The 19055-nt window shown below is 68.3% G+C and carries 20 protein-coding genes; 10 read left to right on the forward strand and 10 right to left on the reverse strand.

The features are described from left to right. Positions 1-165 precede the first annotated feature (165 nt). Genes HLAC_RS06235 through HLAC_RS06245 form a run of 3 tightly spaced genes read right to left on the reverse strand, consistent with a single transcriptional unit; the run spans position 166 to position 3626 of the window. Positions 166-1188 carry a YncE family protein gene (locus HLAC_RS06235; protein ID WP_015909991.1) on the reverse strand — a complete coding sequence of 341 codons (1023 nt, stop codon included), beginning with the start codon at positions 1186-1188 and terminating at the stop codon, positions 166-168. Further along, positions 1185-2264, reverse strand: coding sequence for a sulfurtransferase (locus HLAC_RS06240; RefSeq protein ID WP_015909992.1), 1080 nt, complete (start codon positions 2262-2264; stop codon positions 1185-1187). Before HLAC_RS06240 ends, HLAC_RS06235 begins: the two co-directional genes overlap by 4 nt. Next, positions 2265-3626 (reverse strand): twin-arginine translocation signal domain-containing protein, encoded by a 1362-nt coding sequence (locus HLAC_RS06245; RefSeq protein WP_015909993.1) that lies wholly within the window; start codon positions 3624-3626, stop codon positions 2265-2267. It lies immediately after the preceding gene. 155 nt (positions 3627-3781) lie between these two features. Here HLAC_RS06245 and HLAC_RS06250 point away from each other — a divergent pair, with 155 nt between their 5' ends. Beyond that, the gene (locus tag HLAC_RS06250; protein ID WP_015909994.1) at positions 3782-4990 is read left to right on the forward strand and encodes a YeeE/YedE family protein; all 1209 of its coding nucleotides are present in this window, start codon (positions 3782-3784) and stop codon (positions 4988-4990) included. A 526-nt stretch (positions 4991-5516) separates the two neighbouring features. On the opposite strand, the gene HLAC_RS06255 is transcribed toward HLAC_RS06250, so the two are convergent. Together HLAC_RS06255 and HLAC_RS06260 are read right to left on the reverse strand one after the other, a co-directional pair. After that, positions 5517-5852, reverse strand: coding sequence for a rhodanese-like domain-containing protein (locus tag HLAC_RS06255; RefSeq protein ID WP_015909995.1), 336 nt, complete (start codon positions 5850-5852; stop codon positions 5517-5519). Between the two features lie 2 nt (positions 5853-5854). Beyond that, positions 5855-6154 carry a sulfurtransferase TusA family protein gene (locus HLAC_RS06260; RefSeq protein WP_049933355.1) on the reverse strand — a complete coding sequence of 100 codons (300 nt, stop codon included), beginning with the start codon at positions 6152-6154 and terminating at the stop codon, positions 5855-5857. Between the two features lie 149 nt (positions 6155-6303). Here HLAC_RS06260 and HLAC_RS06265 point away from each other — a divergent pair, with 149 nt between their 5' ends. After that, entirely contained in the window at positions 6304-7323 is a 1020-nt protein-coding gene (locus tag HLAC_RS06265; RefSeq protein WP_015909997.1) for a PLP-dependent cysteine synthase family protein, read from the forward strand. A 28-nt stretch (positions 7324-7351) separates the two neighbouring features. On the opposite strand, the gene HLAC_RS06270 is transcribed toward HLAC_RS06265, so the two are convergent. Beyond that, positions 7352-7615: a MoaD/ThiS family protein gene (locus HLAC_RS06270; RefSeq protein ID WP_015909998.1), complete on the reverse strand. Its 264-nt coding sequence runs from the start codon at positions 7613-7615 to the stop codon at positions 7352-7354. Between the two features lie 229 nt (positions 7616-7844). On the opposite strand from HLAC_RS06270, the gene ubaA reads away from it, so the two are divergent. The 3 genes from ubaA (at position 7845) to HLAC_RS19405 (ending at position 11068) form a co-directional block, all read left to right on the forward strand. Continuing rightward, on the forward strand, positions 7845-8708 hold the full coding sequence (gene ubaA / locus HLAC_RS06275; protein WP_015909999.1) for an SAMP-activating enzyme E1: 864 nt from the start codon (positions 7845-7847) through the stop codon (positions 8706-8708). A 90-nt stretch (positions 8709-8798) separates the two neighbouring features. Next, on the forward strand, positions 8799-10223 hold the full coding sequence (locus HLAC_RS06280; RefSeq protein WP_015910000.1) for an APC family permease: 1425 nt from the start codon (positions 8799-8801) through the stop codon (positions 10221-10223). After that, positions 10223-11068: a universal stress protein gene (locus tag HLAC_RS19405; RefSeq protein WP_015910001.1), complete on the forward strand. Its 846-nt coding sequence runs from the start codon at positions 10223-10225 to the stop codon at positions 11066-11068. The genes HLAC_RS06280 and HLAC_RS19405 overlap by 1 nt, the downstream gene beginning before the upstream one ends. A 51-nt stretch (positions 11069-11119) precedes the next feature. Here HLAC_RS19405 and HLAC_RS06290 read toward each other — a convergent pair whose 3' ends face one another. Continuing rightward, positions 11120-11548 carry a desampylase gene (locus HLAC_RS06290; RefSeq protein ID WP_015910002.1) on the reverse strand — a complete coding sequence of 143 codons (429 nt, stop codon included), beginning with the start codon at positions 11546-11548 and terminating at the stop codon, positions 11120-11122. A 125-nt stretch (positions 11549-11673) separates the two neighbouring features. On the opposite strand from HLAC_RS06290, the gene HLAC_RS06295 reads away from it, so the two are divergent. Further along, entirely contained in the window at positions 11674-12138 is a 465-nt protein-coding gene (locus HLAC_RS06295; protein WP_015910003.1) for a DUF302 domain-containing protein, read from the forward strand. Positions 12139-12164: 26 nt separating this feature from the next. On the opposite strand, the gene HLAC_RS06300 is transcribed toward HLAC_RS06295, so the two are convergent. After that, complete coding sequence (locus tag HLAC_RS06300) at positions 12165-12629, reverse strand: MGMT family protein (RefSeq protein WP_015910004.1); 465 nt, start codon at positions 12627-12629, stop codon at positions 12165-12167. Positions 12630-12789: 160 nt separating this feature from the next. Here HLAC_RS06300 and trpC point away from each other — a divergent pair, with 160 nt between their 5' ends. From trpC to HLAC_RS06320, 4 genes are all read left to right on the forward strand, one after another. Beyond that, positions 12790-13599: an indole-3-glycerol phosphate synthase gene (gene trpC / locus HLAC_RS06305; RefSeq protein ID WP_015910005.1), complete on the forward strand. Its 810-nt coding sequence runs from the start codon at positions 12790-12792 to the stop codon at positions 13597-13599. Next, complete coding sequence (trpB, locus tag HLAC_RS06310) at positions 13596-14927, forward strand: tryptophan synthase subunit beta (protein WP_015910006.1); 1332 nt, start codon at positions 13596-13598, stop codon at positions 14925-14927. Before trpC ends, trpB begins: the two co-directional genes overlap by 4 nt. Continuing rightward, complete coding sequence (gene trpA / locus HLAC_RS06315; protein WP_015910007.1) at positions 14928-15842, forward strand: tryptophan synthase subunit alpha; 915 nt, start codon at positions 14928-14930, stop codon at positions 15840-15842. It begins immediately after the preceding gene. Positions 15843-15924: 82 nt separating this feature from the next. Further along, on the forward strand, positions 15925-16716 hold the full coding sequence (locus HLAC_RS06320; RefSeq protein WP_015910008.1) for a 2-amino-3,7-dideoxy-D-threo-hept-6-ulosonate synthase: 792 nt from the start codon (positions 15925-15927) through the stop codon (positions 16714-16716). A 21-nt stretch (positions 16717-16737) separates the two neighbouring features. Here HLAC_RS06320 and HLAC_RS06325 read toward each other — a convergent pair whose 3' ends face one another. Then, on the reverse strand, positions 16738-17316 hold the full coding sequence (locus HLAC_RS06325) for an NADPH-dependent FMN reductase (protein WP_015910009.1): 579 nt from the start codon (positions 17314-17316) through the stop codon (positions 16738-16740). Between the two features lie 150 nt (positions 17317-17466). After that, positions 17467-19020: an HTTM domain-containing protein gene (locus tag HLAC_RS06330; RefSeq protein WP_015910010.1), complete on the reverse strand. Its 1554-nt coding sequence runs from the start codon at positions 19018-19020 to the stop codon at positions 17467-17469. Between the last annotated feature and the right edge of the window lie 35 nt (positions 19021-19055).

The following is a 19055-nucleotide window of genomic DNA, read 5'->3' on the forward strand; positions in this document are numbered from 1 at the left end:
CATCAAACTCCGCACTGACGGACGAGACGCACGACCGGGCCGGAGAACGGCTCGCGCGACTCCGGTAGGGCTCCCCACGATCGGTGACGCTCAGCGAATGCAAGGTGGAGCCTCCGACCTCAACGAAGCGAACGGCGAAGCCGTGAGCGAGTAGGGCGGGGGAGTTCACACCACGACCGATCCGAACGGGTACGCCGGCGATTTCGCCGTCCAGACGGTCCCTGACTCGACGTCGACGAGAGAGACGCGGTCGTCGTCGTAGTGCGAGATGGCGATTCGACCGCCACTCACAGGGGTTGCGACCAGTCCGGGCGCCGACGTCTCGACGACCGCGCCGTCGAGCGACCGAAGTCGCGGGGCGCTCGCGTCAAGCACCCACCAGTCGTCGGCGACTTCGAGAACGTCGACAGGGCGGGAGAACCCGTCGTGGACCGCGATCGGATCCAACTCCCGGTCGAACTCGTGGACGACACCGTCGCCGCGGCCGGGGACGAACACCCGGTCACCGGTCGCGACGAGGTCGTACGGGTCGGCGCCGACCGCGGCCTCGGCGTGGATCGGCTCTTCGACGGAGAGAGAACCCGAATTGTCACCGGTCTCGAAGGCGACAACCCGCGCGCCGCGCTGGTCGACCGCGTATCCCCTGTCCCCGTCCGGCGAGAGCGCGACGCCCTGCACCCGGGCGTCCGGGCCGGCGTCGATCGCGCCGATCCGCTCGTGGCGCTCGGTGTCGACGACGTCGACGACGCCCTCGCGGCGGCTCCCGGAGTAGAGCCGGTCGCCGTCCGGGGCGACCGCGACCTCGTGCGGCTCCGCGCCGACCGCGACGCGGTCGACGAGCGTCAGGCGCTCGGAGTCGATAACGGCGAGGGCGTCGCCGGCGGAGCAGGAGACGTACAACTCCCCGTTCGCGGCCGCGAAGTGCGACGGCCCCAACACACCGGTCTCAATCTGGGTCACCTCGCCGCTCGCGTCGACCGCGGTGACGGCTCGGTCGCCCATGGTCGCGACGACGGTCCGCCCGCGGCACGTCGTCGCGTGGACCGGATGGCTCCCGACCGGGACTTCACCGAGCCGCTCTCCCGTGTCGAGCGCGAACAGCGCCAGGAGGTCGTCGCCCTCGCAGGGGACCGCGAGAACGCGGTCGGCGGGGGAGGGGGCGTCGCTCTGCTTGTCCCACCCGGTCATCCCGTACAGGAGAAGTCGCCGCCGTCGTCATCGCCGCCGACGCTTCCCTCCGTCTCGATCACGACGTTCGTCGCCGTCTCGACTGGGTATCGGCCGCGGTCGCCCTCGACGTTCGCCCACTCGCCGAAGCCGCCGTCGTACAGCCGCACGTCCTCGAAGCCGATCGCCTTCAGCGTCAGCCACGTCGAGGTCGGGTCCACGTTGTCGTCGCCGTAGACGACGACAGGCTCGCTCCGGTCCAGTTCAGCGTCGACCTCGTACAGCCGGACGAGCCGGCCCGGATCGGTCATCCGCCGGCCCGCGACGTTGCCGACCCAGTGCACGTCGACCGCGCCCGGGAGGTGGCCGTGTCGGTCGTGGTCGGCGTTGAGGGCGTCAGAACCCGCGGCGGCGAGGTACGCCTCCGGCACGCGCACGTCGACGAGCCCCGGACCGTCCCCGTTGAACGTCCCGATCCGGTCGGCGAGCCACTCGCGAGTGACCCACGTCGACGCCGCGGGGTCCGGCTCGTACTCTGTCGGCGAGACGCGATCTCGCGACCCCGTCCCGAGTCGACCGTTCCAGGCGGAGAGCCCGCCGTTGAGGACGCGGATCGACCCCTCGTGGCCGACCGCGGCGAGCGCGAACGCGACGCGAGTGACGCGGGACCCCACGCTCGCGCCGTAGACGAGCACGTCGTCGTCCGGGGTCACGCCGATCTCGCCGAACGCGGACGCGATCGCGTCGGTGTCTGGCACGTCTCCCTCCCCGACATCGTCGGTCGCCTCGCGAGCCGTGATCGCGTCGAACGGCACGCGCCGAGCCCGGTAGATTCGCTGCTCACGAAACCGCTCTGGGTCGCGCGCGTCGAGGACGACGGTGTCTTCGCGGTTGTCGGCGAGCCAGCTCGGCCCGACGAAATGCGCCACGTTCCCCGACACGTCGTTTCGCGCCGCCACGTCTGCGGGGGTGGTGACACTGAGACAGCCGGCCGTGCTCGCCGCGCCCGCGACGGTCGCGCCCGCGGCGGCTCGAAGCAGGCCGCGGCGGGTCGCGTTCTCCGCGTCGCCGTCGGCGTTCGGTGTCTCTCGCGTCATCTATCCACAGTAGCAGTGGTCGTCCATGCACCACGACGCCTCCATCTCACCGAACGTGATCCCGAGCGAGGCGAGCGACGCCTGCACCCGCGACACCGCGTCGCTCTCCGGGCGGACGGTACCGGCGGCGGCACCCGTGGGCGCCTCGCCGACCCCGATCGTCTCGACGACCTCGCGGCTCGCGTGGTCGATCACGGCGACCTGGTTGGCGTCTTGAACCGGGACGTACAGCTTCTCGCGGTTCGGCCCCCACGACGCGGAGATACTGCTTCCGCCTACGTCCAGCGTCGCCTCGTACTCGAAGCTCTTCAAGTCGATCACACCGACGCCTTCGCCGGGGATGAGGAGGTACGCGGCCTCGTTGTCCGGGGACACCTCGCTCGTGACCGGCGCACCGGGCAGTCCGTCGTCGCGGGTGATCTTCCCGACCTCCTCGGGGTTCTCGGGGTCGGAGATGTCCCACAGGCTCTCGGAGCCCTCGCGGGGCACCTCGGGGTCGCCGCCGAGCGTCCCCTCCCCGTTCTCGACGAGGAGGTACTCGCCGTCGAATGCGGCGGTACACATGAACGGGAGGACGTTCCCCTCGGTGACCGGTTCGCCCGAGCCGACGCGCGCGACCGTCTCGAACGGGTCGACGGTCAACACGCGGATCGCCTCGTCGGCCACGTCGACGACGAACGCGTAGTCGCCGTCGGGCCCGAGCGTCATGTCGCAGGGGCCGACGTAGCCGGTCTCGATCTGCGCGGTCACCTCGCCGAAGGTGTCGCTGTCGCGGTCGGCGTCGACGCGGAAGATCGCGTGGTTCTCGTCGCCCTCGGGCTCCATCCCGGTGGTGCCGCCCGAAGCGATCAGCAGGTGGTCGCCGTCGGGAGTCACGTTCGGGTAGTTCGGACCGTAGCCGGTCTCGACGTACGCGACCTCCTCCAGCGTTCGCTGGTCGATCCCCCGGACGCCGCCGGAGACGTTGAGCCAGAGCACGTCGTGGTCGGCGTCGATCCCGGTGGAGTACTGGTTGGCTGGAAACGAGGCGGTCGTCCCGAGAAACGCGGAGGTGACCAGCTCGTCCGACTCGGTGTCGATCACGCTGACGGTTCGGTCCCCGTTGTTGAACACGAACATCGTCGGCTGGGGGTCGTCTCCGTCGCCTCCCCCACCTCCGCCCCCGGAACAGCCCGCGAGCGCGGTCGTCGCGCCGACGACGCCGGACGTTCGGAGCAGGCGCCGCCGGTCGATCCCCTCGGCGAAGGGGTTTCGGCGGTCGTCGTTCGCCAGGTCACTCCCCTTCGCGGGACGCGGACCCACCGCCCCCTCCGAGGGGCGCGAGTCCGCGTCGGTCGTCCCGCAACCGCAGTCGTCGCTCATACCCGGGCGACGCGTCTCGCGGCTAAAGGCCCCCCGGACGCCCCGTTCGTTGCCCCGTGTGTCGCGTAGCGGCGAGTGTTGCGTCTTCCTCCGACCCGAGGGAGCCGTTACCGTCTCCAGCGACGCTTTACGTGCGGGTGCGGTGAGTTCCGGTAATGTTGCTGTCGCCCGTCGCCTACGTCGGCGTCTCCATCGCGGTCGGGTTGTCCTTCGGAATTCTGCTCCAGAAGGCGCGGTTCTGTTTCGTCAGCGCCTTCCGCGACTTCGTCGCGTTCAAAGACACCCGCGTGCTGAAGGGGCTGCTCGTCGGGATCGCGGTGATGACCGTGTTCTGGAGCGTGCAAGCGACGTTCGGCTACTTCCGCGGCTTCTGGACGCCCGCGTGGGGGCTCGGATCGCTGTTCGGCGGGTTCGTCTTCGGGCTCGGGATGACCCTCGCCGGCGGCTGCGCGTCCGGGACCCTCTACCGCGCGGGACAGGGGTACCTCCAGTTCTGGCTCGTCCTCCTGTTCATGTTCGTCGGCTACGTCCTCTTCGCGTTCGCGTTCCCCGTGGCCGAGACGTACTACTTCCAGACGCTGAACCCGTTCGAGGGGCAGACGCTGTACCTCTCCCTGCCGTTCTCGCCGGCGGTTATCGGGGTCGGCGCCGTCGCGCTCGGCACCCTCGCGTACGCGTTCGTGAAGGGTCGCAGTCAGCTCCCCGACGACCCCTCCGGCGGGACCGGCGTGGGGACCGACACCCGCGCACAGGCGGCGATCGGCGCCTCCCGGACGCTCTCGGCCGTCTCGCTCGGGCTGCGCGGCATCGCCGACGGCACCGTCGAATACGGTCGTGCGCTCGCCAGCGACGACCGGCCGGTGACGGTCCGGCTCCGCGACTCGTGGGACGCGCGGACCGCGGGCGTGGCGATGGCGCTCGTCGCGAGCCTCTGGTTCTACGTGCACGGCCATTGGGCGATCACCGGCAGCGAGGCGCGCTGGGCCGGCTACCTGTTGGCGGGGGCCGGATTCGACGTGGCGAGCGTCGACTACTGGGGGTCGATCCTGTTCCGCGACGGCAACATCTCGCTGACCATCGACATGGTGATGATCGCGTCGCTGATCGTCGGCTCGTTCGTCGCCGCGTACGCCTCCGGCGACTTCCGGATCCGGAAGCCGAAGCTGAACCGGGTTCCGAACTACGCGATCGGCGGGCTCCTGATGGGCGTCGGCTCGCGGCTCGCGGCCGGCTGCAACATCGCGAACCTCTTCTCGGGGATCGCGCTGCTGTCGGTACACTCCTTCATCGCCGGCGCGGGGATCATCCTCGGCGTCTACGTGATGACCCACTACATGTACCGCGAGGTCGGCTGCGCGATTTAAATAGGACTCGCGATCGGGTTCAGATTCGTCGACTGAGACGGTAACACGAGGTGTTCCAGGGCTGTAAGGTTACTTGAAGCACTAGCCAGCCACTTATAAACGATTACCGGAAGATCGACGCTGAAGACCTCCAAAGCCCCAGCCGGCGGCAAAGCCGCCGGCGACTGCCCCTTTGAGTCCCACCCCGCACCGCACAGCACCGCCGGAAGACGATCCTGCTCGCTTCGCTGCGCGGGCTGCGACTTCCATGCTCCCGCTCGCGTTGCTCGCGGGACCGCAGCCTCACACCTCCCCAGCCTCGTCGGCCGCCCTCTGCGTTGCTACGGGCGACCGACTCCCTCGCGGGCTCCTCGCGGGCTCCTCGCGGCTGTCGGCCGCTCGGAGGCGCGCCACCGTACCGCGTCTCACTAATAAACCAGCGTCGACGCCGCTCGACCACTTATAAACATCCGGCTCTCAAGGGTTCACAGCATCCCGCTATGAAGCCACTCCAAAATGGGTCAGCTGCGAAAAAACCGATCGCCGCTCAGGCGTCCGCGGGCGCGCCGGTCTCCAGTTCGAAGTCCCACTCCTCGTAGCCGCCGGCCATGCTGGCGACGAGCACGTCCTCTTCGACGCCCTCGTAGCTGCTGATCAACATCGCCGCCTGCTTCGACGACTGGCCGACTGGACACGCACAGACCACGTCGGTGTCGTCCCACTCGATGTCGGGGACCTGGGAGGGGAGATCGCCCAGCGGGACGTTGATCGCGCCGGGGATGTGGCCCTGCTCGTACTGTGCGGGCGGTCGCGTGTCGATGACGCGGATGTCGCCCGTCTGGACTCGCTCGTTGACTTCGTCGGGGGTGAGTTCTTCGACCATGATTACTCCTTCCGCAGGAAGATGCGGTAGCGACCGTCGCCCGATTTCCACACCTTCGCCGTCGCGTCGTCGCCGACCGCCTTCGGGACGTTCTCCGTGCTCGGGACGTGGTCGGTCTTCTGGACCAGCACGTCGCCCGCGTCGAGCCCCGCGATGCCCTTCTTCGCCTCGACCTGCGGGTACGGGCACACCTCGCCGGTCATGTCCTGTACCTCGGTCGCGTCTGCCAAGAGCGCCTCGGCGGTCTCGTCGTCGAGCTCGTCGGGCATCTCGACGACGTCGTCCCACGATGGTTGACTCATGGGCACGGGTACGTCCGTGACGGGGTAACGGCTTTCGTGACCGGCAGACATCTCCCGTATCTCTGACGGGGATCGTCGCGCACGACCGCGGTAGCCACCGAGAACGCCGTTTCCGTCGGACTCTTATCGGACAGCGATCTACGGGACGCATGAGCGAGTACGCCGTCGACGAATCGACGATCTTCGAGACGCCCCTCGTGAAGCTCGATCTCGACATCGAGTCGGACGCGGACGTGTACGCGAAAGCCGAGTGGTTCAACCTCTACGACGCCCCGCACGGCGGGGGGTCGATCAAATCGCGGATCGCGAAGGGAATGATAGACGGTGCCGAGGAACGCGGCGACCTCGATCCCGGCGTCACCGTGATCGAGCCGACCTCCGGCAACACCGGCAGCGAGATCGCGCGCCTCGCAGGGTCCCGGGGCTACGACGTGGAGATCGTCATGCCCGACAACGCCGCGGGCGGGAAGGTCGACGCTGTCCGCGACGCCGGCGCGGAGATCCACTTCGTCGACGCCAATCTCGGCTACGACGCCGTCATCGAGCGCTGCGAGGAGATCATCGCCGAAGACCCCGAGGCGTACTTCCGGCCGAACCAGTACGAGAACCCCGACAACCCCGGTACCCACGAGCGCACGACCGCTCGAGAGATTTACGGGGCGACGGACGGCGAGGTGACCCACTTCGTCGCCGGCGTCGGTACCGGGGGAACGATCACCGGAACCGGTCGCGGGCTGACCGACCTCAGCGACGGCGCGGTCGAGATCGTCGGCTTCGAGCCCGACGAACAGCTCCACGCCATCGACGGGCTGAAATACCTCAAATCGGGCGACCACTACCACCCCGACACGTACGACGAGTCGGCCCTCGACCGGACAGAGTACGTCACGACCTCGGACGCGTACGACCGCGCTCGGGCCCTCCGCGAACGCTACCTGAACCGCGAGATCGAGATCGCGGATCCCGGCCAACACGACGAGGCGACGATCCGAGAGCATCTCCGGGTCGACGACCAGTTCGTCGTGGGCACGTCCGCGGGCGGCGGTGCGGCGGCGGTCGCGGGACTCGACGAGGCCGGCGCCCTCGCGGACGACGACGTGGTCGTGTTCATGCTGTGTGACCGCGGCGACAAGTACGCGGACATCCCGCTCTGGGAGGAGTACTTATAAGCGAAGAAACCTCGTCGCCGCAGAGCTTCTACTGCCCGCCGCTGGCCGCCGGGATGACTCGGACCTGCGCGTCGTCGGGCACTTCCGCATCGAGGCTGTCGACGGGCGTTCCCTCGACGTACACGTTGATGAACTCCTTGATCTCGCCGTCTTTGATCACGCTGTCTCTGAGTTCTGAGCCGTGTTCGTCCGCGTGGTTCTCGAACAGCTCGCGGACCGTCTCGCCGTCGACGTCGACCTCGGAGGTCGAGGACCCTCCGACCAGCACGGCCGGCAGTTTGATCGTTGCCATACGCCCGATTCGCCATCCATCTCAAAAAGGAACCCGCCGACGGCAAGCTCCACCCCCGTCTAATACGCGTTCTGAGAGGCGATGAACGGATCAGTTCGGGTGTCGCCGTCGTCTGGGCGATGGCAGATGAAGGGGTCGGCCGGTCGTGCGCCGCGCTCGCACCTCCGAGAAGGCGGCAGTACCTCCGGTGGACGGCCGGCTTATGCGTTCCCGGCGGTAAGGGGCGACAATGAGCGATCTCGACCTCGATCCCACCCAGCTCGACCGCTACTCCAGACACATCATCATGGACGACGTGGGCCCCGAGGGCCAGAAGGCCCTGCTCGACGCCGAGGTGCTCGTGCTCGGCGCGGGCGGGCTCGGTGCGCCGATCATCCAGTACCTCGCGGCCGCCGGCGTCGGCACCATCGGGATCGCCGACGACGACGAGGTGGAGCTGTCGAACCTCCAGCGACAAGTCATCCACGGGAACGACGACGTGGGGCGCAAGAAGGTCGACTCCGCCGCCGACTTCGTCGCGCAGCTCAACCCGGACATCGACGTGCGAAAACACGAAATGCGGGTCACCGCCGACAACATCGAGGAGCTCATCTCCGGCTACGACTTCGTCGTCGACGGGACGGACAACTTCGCGACCCGGTACCTCGTCAACGACGCCTGTACGCTCGCCGGCGTCCCCTTCTCGCACGGCTCCATCTTCAAGTTCGAGGGGCAGGTGACGACGTTCGCGGGCGGCGAGGACTCGCCGTGTTACCGCTGTCTGTTCCCCGAGGCGCCGCCGGCGGGGATGGTTCCGAACTGCTCGACCGCGGGCGTCCTCGGCGTCCTCCCGGGTACCGTCGGCTGCCTGCAGGCGACCGAGACGGTCAAACACATCATCGGCGAGGGCGAGACGCTCGACGGCTCCATGCTCTTCTTCGACGCGCTCGACATGGAGTTCGACAAGGTGGAGATCCCCAAGCGCGACGACTGCCCCGTCTGCGGTGACGACCCCGCCATCGAGTCGGTCCACGACGTGGAGTACTCCGCCTCCTGCGCCATCGACATCGGCGACGACGACGAATCCGAGCCGGAGATCGAAGCGAGCGACTGAGCGATCACGACCCGACATCGGCTCGGCCACGTCTGCTCAACCGCCGCCTCGCCGCTAACGCTTATCAACCGACTGTCCGAACCCAGACACATGACCGACGAGCCGAGCGGTCGCAACCTCGACGGTGACGCTCCGGTCGCGGAGACCGTCGTCGAGACCGACGAGGCGACGATCACCGAGGGCGCCGAGCTCGAACGCACCATCGGGCTGACGGGGGGCCTCGCAATCGGAATCGGGACGATGATCGGGGCCGGGATCTTCGTGTTCCCCGGGCTCGCCGGCGGGGAGATTGGGACGGCAGCGACCGCCTCGTTCGCGGTCGGCGGGGTGATCGCGCTCCTCGTCGCGCTCCCGACCTCGGAGCTGGCGACGGCGATGCCGCGGAGCGGGGGCGGCTACTACTTCATTTCGCGAGGGCTCGGGACGCTCCCCGGAACCGTCATCGGGCTGTCGCTGTGGCTCGGGCTGGTGTTCGCGACGGCTTTCTACCTCGTCGGGCTCGGGTTCTACGCGCTCGACGCGCTCGCTCAGATTGGGATCACGGTCGGCGTCGGTCCGAACGCGATCGTCTCCGTCATCGCCGTCCTCGCCGGAGTCGCGTTCACGGTCCTGAACGTCACGGGTACCGAGAACGCCGCGAAGCTCCAGAACGGCATCGTCGCGCTGCTGCTCTCGATGCTGGTCGTATTCCTCGGGTTCGGCCTGTTGGAGGCGTTCGGGGTCGTCGCCGTCGACACGCCGCCGGGACAGGCCGCGGACGTCTGGGAAGCCGTACCGATCCTCTCGGTCGCCGCTCTCGTGTTCACCTCCTACCTCGGGTTCGCACAGATCGCGACGGTGGCCGGAGAGATGAAGGACCCCGGACGGAATCTCCCGCTCGCGATGGTCGGCTCCGTGGTGATCGTTACGGTCCTCTACGTGCTGACCATCTTCGTCGCGACGAACATCTTCACCCGGGACACGCTGCTGGCCGCCGGCGAGACCGCGATGGTCGAGGTCGGCCGAGCGCTCCTCGGTCCGGCCGGAGCGCTCGTGATCATCGTCGGCGGGCTGCTCGCGACGATGTCGTCGGCGAACGCGTCGATCCTCAGCACCTCGCGGGCGATCTACGGAGTCTCGAAGGACGCGCTTCTCCCGCGGCGGGCGAGTCGGATCAACCTGCGATACGGCACACCACACGTAGCGCTCGGCATGGCCGGCGGACCGATCGTCGTCCTGGCGGCGACCGGACAGGTCCAGCTGCTCGCCGAGGTTGCCTCCTTCCTCCACCTGATCATGTACGGGCTGATGTGCGTCGCGCTCGTCTCCATCCGCCGGGACCGACCCGAGTGGTACGACCCCGACTTCAGGGTGCCCGGCGGCCCGGTGATCCCCGTCCTCGGCGCGCTCGCCAGCTTCGGGCTGATCGCGTTCATGAATCGGCTCTCGATCGCCGTCGGGATCGCGGTCATCGCCGTAACGGCCGGGTGGTACTTCTATTATGCCCGCGACGTGGAACTCAAGGGGGCACTGTAATGACACACGTACTCGTACCCGTCGCGGTACTGGAGGGAGAGACAATCTCGCCCGGCCTCATGTCGCTGCTCGGCACCGTCGACGTGACGGTGCTCGGCTACCACGTCCTTCCGGAACAGACGCCGCCGGATCAGGCTCGGCTCCAGTTCGAGGAGCGCGCGACGTCTGCGCTGGCGGATCTCAGCCAGGAATTCCGTGCCGCCGGCGGTGCGGCCGACCACCGCCTCGTGTTCACGCACGACCGCGAGCAGACGATCCAGCGGGTCGCCGAAGACGTGAATGCGGATGCGTTCGCCATCTCCGGAACGACTGGCGACGTCGACCGGATCCTCGTGTCGCTCTCCGGTGACGTTGACGTCGACCGAGTCCTCTCGTTCGTCGAGGCGCTCGTCGGCGATCTCGACATCGGCGTCACGCTGTTCCTCGCGACCGGAGAGCGAACTCCCGCCGCCGACGCCACCGCCATCGACGCCGCCGACACCATCGATGCCACCGACGCCACCGCCATCGACGCCACCGACGCCACCGACGCCACCGATGCCACCGATGCCACCGACGCGGCCAACGGACGGCTAGAAGCCGCAGCCGACCGACTCCGCGAGGCAGGGATCGACGTGGCCACGGAGCGGGCGACAAAAGGGTCGGCGTTCGACGCGCTGATCGACGCGGTCCCCGGCCACGACGCAATCGTGATGGGGGAACGCGCGCCCTCGTTCCGATCGTTCGTGTTGGGCGACGAGAGCGACCGAGTCGCGACCGCCTCGGTCGGCTCGGTTCTCGTGGTCCGAGACCGTCGGGAGTCCGACGGGGACGACGCGAACGCGACGCCCGGCACCGAAGAGTAGCGCGGACGTCGTCGCGTTTCCGAGCCAGCGTCGCGTTCCCGAAGCGAACGCCTACCGCTCACTCCGCACCGCGACCGTCTCCTGTTCAAACCCGTCGTCGTCCCCACGCCAGCGCCACGAGCCGACGAACGGGTAGCCGTCGAGCGCGCAGATGACGTACGAGTGGCCGGGCCACGTCGCCCGCGCGGCGTCCGTCTCGCTCGGGTGGGTCGGCCCGGTCGGGTGCGAGTGGTAGAACCCAACTACGTCGAGTCCGTCGTCCTCGACCCGCTCGATGAGTTCGAGCTGTTCCTCGGGATCGATCAGGTACCGTATCTGGGGGGTTTCGGCGACGTTCTCCGCCTCGTAGGTCTCCGTGACGACGCTCGCCCCTCCGTCGGTCCCGTGGGTGCCAGCGAGGACGCCACAGATCTCCGCCTCCCCACCGCCGTACGCGCGGTATACGATGTCGTCGTAGGCCGCTCGGCTGAGTTCGATCATGGTCGGTGACAGGCGGGTCCGACCGATAAGTCCGTCTCGTCCGGCAAGGGGTGCGTTCCGTCCGAGGTAGCGGCAGCGGTTGGGCAGCGCGGATCATTTTTACCGGCGCCCCCGGAAGCGCCTCCATGAGCGACACAGCGGCCGAATCGCCCGCGCCGACTGCCGACGAGGCGCTCCACACGACCCTCGACGTGCCCTTCGACGACGCGGTCCCGTTCGTACAGATCGAACACGAACTCGCCGACTTCGAGACGGTCCGCGTCACCCGACTCGATCAGATGATCGAGGGCATGCTCGGCCACGACAACGTCGAGCGGACCGCCCTGATCGTCGTCTGCCACCCCGAGATCGCGTACGACGCGCTCTCGATCGACCCGACGCTCGCAGGGATGTTACCTTGTACCACGATCGTCTACGAACGCGAAGGTGACGATCTCGTCCACGTCCATCACGTGTCGGCGACGAAGGCGATCCGCGATCTCGGCTGCGCGCCGGGCGACTGTGACGACGCCGTCGAGGATCTCGTCGAGAAGACCGGCGAACTGATGACCGTCGTCTGGGAGAACATCGAGGAACACGGTCAGGAGTAGCAACACACTGACCGCCCGCCAGACCGCTACAGCCCTTCGACGCGCCGAAGCTCCGCCCGAACCTCGCCCGGCGTGGCGTACGGCCCGCCCTGCACGCGGTGGTCCGGGAAGAGGATCGGGATAGGGTTCTCTCGGAGGGCGTCCGTCACCAACTCCAGATCGTCCGGATCGTCGGCATCGAGCGCGGCCAGCCCCGTCAAGCGACTGACCGACACCTCCTCGCCGTACGGAATCGTTTCGAGCGCTTCGAGGACCTCCCGGCGGTCGGTCGGCACCGTGAGCCCGGTGGCGACGCCGTCGAACGCGTCTCGCTCGCCCGCGAGGTACGCCTCGATCCGGTCGAGCAGGTCGTGGTCCGCAGCCGCGTCCGCCGGCGCCGTCGTCGGGAACGACACCGAAATGACGCGGCCGCCGGCGAACCCGACCTCGACCGCCCGTCCGATCTCGTCGACCTCGCGGGCGAAGACGCCCGACGTTCCCGTCGTATCCATACCTGCAATCCGTGACCGCGACGGTTAAATCGACGGGACCCGCCCGGGTCGAGGGCCGCGATCGAGAGGGAATTCGTCGGGGGTTCATTGCAAGGTTCGTCTCGCAGCGGTGACCCCGCCCGCAAGTCTTATGAACAGATACGTGCATTAGTGTACAGTAATGGACGATCAAACCGAGCTGGCCCCGGCGGTCAGATCGATCCTGTCGGCTGCACGCAACCGCGCGACCGAGGGCCGATCCGGCGAGGTCGCCGTCGAGCCGCGCGATCTGCGGGCGGCGTTCGACCGCGCCGAGGCGGACGGGCGCGTCCCGCTGATCGCCGAGGTGAAACCCACCAGCCCGACGACGGAGGGCACCCGCGAGGACGACCCGGTCGCGCTCGCACAGGGAATGGTCGCCGGCGGCGCGGCCGCGCTGAGCGTGCTCACCGAGCCGGCGCACTTCGGCGGGAGCACCGACACGCTCGAACGCGTGCGCGAGGCGGTCGATGTGCCCGTCCTCCGGAAGGACTTCCTCGTCGCCGAATCGCAACTCGACGCCGTCGAGAGCGACGTCGTCCTGCTGATCGCCCGGTTCGTCGGCGACGACCTCCCCGACCTGCTCACCGCTGCGCGCGACCGCGGCTTCCAGGTCCTCGTCGAGGTTCACGACCGCGACGAGCTAGAGCACGCACTCGACGCCGGCGCGACGATCATCGGCGTGAACAACCGCGACCTCGCGGAACTGGTCGTCGACCTCGGAACCTTCGAGTCGGTGGCGCCCCATGTTCCCGACGACGTGACGCTGATCGCCGAAAGCGGGATCGGCTCGCCCGCCGACGTTCGGCGGATGCGCGCGGCGGGCGCCGACGCCCTCCTCGTCGGGAGCGCGATCATGGACGGCGACGTGGAGGCGAACACGCGCGAGTTGGTGCGGGCGGAGGCAGACGACGAGAGCGACACCCGAGACACCACGGAGACACCCACATGAGCGAGACGGAACCCACGACGAACGAGGCGACGAGCGCGAGAGACGGAGCCGACGCGGCGACGCCGTCGCGACGCCCCGGCCGCGAGCGCGGCCGCGACGACGGGAAGTTCGGCCGCTACGGCGGCCAGTACGTCCCCGAGGCGCTGATGCCCGCCATCGAGGAGCTGACGGACGCCTACGAGCGCTACGTCCTCGGCAACGAGGACGGATTCATGGACGAGTTCCGCGATCGGCTCGCGGACTTCGGCGGCCGACCGACGCCGCTCCAGCGCGCCGACCGGCTCTCGGAGCGCTACGACCGCGAGGTGTTCCTCAAACGCGAGGACCTCCTCCACGGCGGCGCGCACAAGCTGAACAACGCCCTCGGGCAGGTCCTCTTGGCGAAGTACATGGGCAAAGAGCGCATCATCGCGGAGACGGGCGCCGGCCAGCACGGCACCGCGACCGCGATGGCGGCCGCCCACCTCGACATGCCCTGTGAGATCTACATGGGCGAGCGCGACATCAACCGCCAGCGCCCCAACGTCTTCCGGATGAAGCTCAACGGCGCCGAGGTGAACCCGGTCACGACGGGCCGAGGCACCCTGAAGGAGGCCATCTCCGAGACGATGCGCGACTGGGCGACCACCGTCGAGAACACCCACTACGTCATCGGCTCGGTCGTCGGCCCGCACCCGTTCCCGGTGATGGTCCGCGACTTCCAGGCGGTCATCTCCGAGGAGGCGCGCGAGCAGTCGATCGAGAAGACCGGCGACCTCCCGACCGACGTGGTCGCCTGCGCGGGCGGCGGCTCGAACACGATGGGCGCGTTCGCCGACTTCGTCGACGACGAGGCGGTCGATCTGCACGCGGTCGAGGCGGGCGGCTCGACGCTGGAGGTCGACGAGGAAGCGGGCGTCGCCCCGAACTCGGCGTCGCTGTACGCGGGCGACGAGGGGGTACTCCACGGCGCGCGCACGAAGCTCCTGCAGGACTCCGACGGCCAGATCATGGAGAGCCACTCGATCTCCTCCGGCCTCGACTACGCCGGCGTCGGCCCAGAGCTCGCGTACCTCGTCGACGAGGGGCGCGTGGACCCGGTCGCCGTCGACGACGACGCGGCCTTGGAGGGGTTCCACCGGCTCTCGCGCACGGAGGGGATCATCCCCGCCTTGGAGACCGCGCACGCGTTCGGCTTCTTGGAAGAGTTCCACGAGGAACTGGGCGAGAGGGTGATCGTGAACGTCTCCGGGCGCGGCGACAAGGACCTCGACGCCGCCATCGAGGAGACGGACAAACGGGACATCGCCGGGGCGCCGGACATGTCGATGTTCACGGGGGGGATCTGAATGGCGGACCGGACCGCGGAATCGGCGAAGACGGGCAACTCCGAGGCCATCGCGGCCGCCTTCGCCGACGGCCCCGCCTACATCCCGTACCTCGCGGTCGGCGATCCGGACTACGAGTCCTCGAAGGCGTACGTCGAGGCGCTCGACCGCGGCGGCGCGGACATCATCGAACTCGGACTCCCGTTCTCGGAGCCGATCGCGGAGGGGTCGACCATTCAGGGGGCGCTGGTCCGCGCGCTCGACGCCGGGATGACGCCGGACCGGTTCTTCGCGTTCGCGGAGGAGGTGGACGTTGAGGCGCCGCTCGTCTGCATGACGTACTACAACCTCATTTACCAATACGGCGGCGAGGCGCGGAGCGCCTCGGATGCGAGCGGTGAAACCGCGAGCGCCGGCCCCCGTCCCTTCGTCGAGCGCGCCGCTGCGGCCGGCATCGAAGGGCTCGTCGTCCCCGACCTCCCGGCCGAGGAGGCCGACCCCCTGCGAGAGGCGTGCGACGAGTTCGGGCTCGACTTGGTCTTCATCGTCGCGCCCACCACGGTCGACGACCGGCTCGATCGGATCATGGACAGGGTGTCCGGCTACGTCTACGTGCAGGCGCGCCTCGGGACCACCGGCGCGCGCAGCGACGTGTCCGACCAGACCACGCAGAGCTTAGATCGGCTCCGTGAGTACGACGTGCCGAAGGCCGTCGGGTTCGGCATCTCATCGGGCGAGCACGCGGAGCGCATCGTGGGCGGCGGCGCCGACGGGATCATCGTCGGCTCGGCGCTCGTCGACATCGTCGCCGAGGGCGTCGAGGACGACCTCTCGACCGCCGAGGTCGCCGACCGGCTGGAGGCGCTCTCACGGGAACTGAAGGCGGGCGCCGAACGCGGCTACGCCGCGCGCATCGAGGCGGCGGAGTCGCGGTGATCGCGGCTTCGAGCCAATACGTCCCCGAACGAAACCCACTTACCTACAATTGCCACACTCTCACACAACGACCGACACCATCATGACAGCAGGACTCTCGGCACGACTCAACCGCATCTCCACAAATGACCGATACCTCATCGTCCCCATGGACCACGGGCTCACGATGGGCGCCGTCGACGGCCTCGTCGACATCGAGTCGACGATCGACGGCGTGACACGCGGCGGCGCGGACGCGGTACTCACCCAGAAGGGGATCGCGCCGCGGGTTCATCCGAACAAAAACGACGCGGGCTACATCGTCCACGTCAACGGATCGACCACGATCGGTCCCGACGAGAGCGACAAGCGCGTCACCGCCACCGCCGAGGATGCGGTTCGAGCGGGCGCTGACGCGGTCTCATTCCACATCAACGTCGGCTCCGATCACGAGCCGGACCAGATCGAAGAACTCGCGGAACTGACCGCCGACGCCTCGCGGCTCGGGCTCCCCGTGCTCGCGATGGCGTACGCGCGCGGCCCCGGCGTCGACGAGACAGATCCTGAATCGCTCGGACACGCGGTGCGGCTCGCCGAGGAGCTCGGCGCCGACGTGGTGAAAACCGGCTACTCCGGCGACGGCGACTCGTTTGCCCGCGTTACGGAGTCGACCCGGCTCCCGGTCGTCATCGCCGGCGGCTCGAAGGGAACTGATCGCGACACCGTGGAGATGGTACGCGGCGCGATGGACGGCGACGCCGCCGGCGTATCGATGGGACGGTCGATCTTCCAGCACGAGGACCCCGAGGGGATCGCTCGGGCAGTGTCGGCAGTCGTCCACGACGACGCGAGCGTCGACGAGGCGCTCACCGCGGGCGGATTCGTCGAGGCCTGAGGGCACCTCGCCTCGTAACGGTCACCTCGCCCCGACGTTCTGCTCCCCTTCGAACGAGTCCGGATCGGGCTCGATGTCGGCGTACTGCACGGCGCGACGCCCCAGCGTGAGCACTCGCCCGTCGAGGTCCTCGTCGACGAGGTCCCCGTCGTCGAACTGCGCGTGGGCGCGGGGGACGGCCACCTGATGGGGGATCACCCACGCGTTGAGGGCCCGACAGACGGAGCGGAGGTGCTCTAACGCCGTCACCGGAAATCCGCCGCCGGCGACCGCGAGGAGCCCGACGGTCTTGTCCTCGAACTCCTCGAAGCCGCAGTAATCGAGCGCCGTCTTCAGCGTGGACGAGTACGAGCCGTGGTACATCGGCGTGCCGAGGGGGACGGCGTCGGCCTCACGGATCCGCGTCTTGAACGCGTTCGCGTCCCCCGCCTCGTCGTGATCGGCGTCGTACGTCGGGAGGTCGTACTCCCGGAGGTCGAGCAGCTCGGCGGTGCCTCCCGCACGGCGAACGCCGTCAAGCGCGCGACCGACGCCGAGTCGGGTGTAGCTCCCGTCTCGAAGGCTGCCGACGACGCCGACGACGTGTGCTGAATCGGACATGTTCCACACGACACGCCACCACCACTAATACGATCGGGCCGATCCGGCCCCAGATACGCCCTCGCCCGCAACGCCCGACCCGTTCGCAGATTCCGATTTTCCGCTCGGACGTCGTCGGAGCGAGCAACGCGAAGCGGAGTGCCACCGATATCAGCAGGCGGCGCTGATCCGCTCGTGCGCCTCAGGCTCCCCCACCGGTCCGTTCGGATCGACCGCCTGCTCGACGTGGAAGACGGTCACGGACTCCAGGCTGCGGTCCGATCGCTCACAGACGTACGCCGCCACCGGTCGATACCGAGACTCTCCGGCGTACCGCATCCTGAATCCGAACTGATGCCACAGTGTCGTCGGATACGTCTCCGCCGCGTCCGGCGGTCGGTCGTACGTGGCCGCCTGCCCGCCGCGCACGTCGATCGATTCGCCCGATTCGAGCGTCCCCCGAACGACGTACCAGCTGGAGGAGTCCGGCGGGTTCGGCGCGAAGAACGACCAGCTCACCTCCGACAGCTCGCCGGCCGATTCCGACGCCGGGAGGTCGACGAGCCCGACTCCCGCGGCCTGCCACCACACGAGCGCGAGGAAGAAGCCCACGAGCAGCAGGGCGGCTCCCGTCCAGATCACACGGCGAACCCGCGACGGCGACGGAATCGGAGACGCACTCTCGTTCGCGCTTCCGCCGTCACTTCGGTACGCGCGCTCCGTGGGTCGAGAGGAGCCGTGGAGCTTCGACGTGACGGCCTCGACGAGGTTCCAGACTCCGGTCGGGAAACACAGGAGAAGGATCGTGATCATAATAAATGGGAACACGCCGAGTCGCATCGTCGCGGCCATGCCGAGGTGTGCGGAGACGAACGCGAGGGCGATCCCAGCCCTGAGCCAGCCAGTCGTGGCGATCAGCAGGACGGACGCTGACAGGAGCGCAATCCAGAGCCAGTTTATCGTCGCGAGAACCACAGTGTGTTCCGAGACGAACGGTCCCAGTCGCACGATAAACTCCTCCAACTGGAATATTTGAGGGACTGCGCCGCCCGACATCCACGTGTCGCTCCGGTACTTGGAGATCGCGTTCGCCGTGTATATCGACACGAGCGTCAGGAGCGTGACAGCCGTCCCGAGCGAACAGACCCGCCGATCGGCGCCGCCGTCTCGCTCGGCGGCTTCTCGTCCGTCGACGTCGTCCCGACCGTTACTGTTGCTCCAGCGGCCGGCATCGAGCGACCAGCGGGCGTCAAGCGGGAGAAAGAGGCTCAAAAAGAGGAACACGGCCAGAATCGTGTTCCCCCCGTTGATCACGTACGGGTTCCGAGCGTATAGCGACGCGAGCAGGACGAGGGAGACGCCCGTCGACACTCGCGTTCGATAGCCGACGAGCAGGCCGACGGCGGCACAAGCCGCGACCGCGAGCAGTCCCGTTTGCACCCACGCCGAACCGGATATAGCGTGGATCGAGACGGCCTCTAACAGTGGGGAAATCTCAGCGAGCGTCGAGCGCGGAAGGACGCCGTCGTCCGTGTAGAACGCGCTCACACCCGGAAGCCGGTAGAACAGCAGATCCCCGAGAAGGAAGAGTGCCAACGCGATTCGGAACGCGCCCAGCGCTCGCGGATCGATCCCAAAATACGGTGTGGCGCGCTCGCGGAGGGACTCGCGTGCTGCCGCGTATCGGGAACCAGCTTTCGAGAGCCGCTGAGGTAGTGGCGTCATTCGGTGGTGTACGTCGAACGATGTGATCTCAGTGA

The sequence above is a fragment of the Halorubrum lacusprofundi ATCC 49239 genome, from assembly GCF_000022205.1.
In the GTDB taxonomy this organism is placed as follows: domain Archaea; phylum Halobacteriota; class Halobacteria; order Halobacteriales; family Haloferacaceae; genus Halorubrum; species Halorubrum lacusprofundi.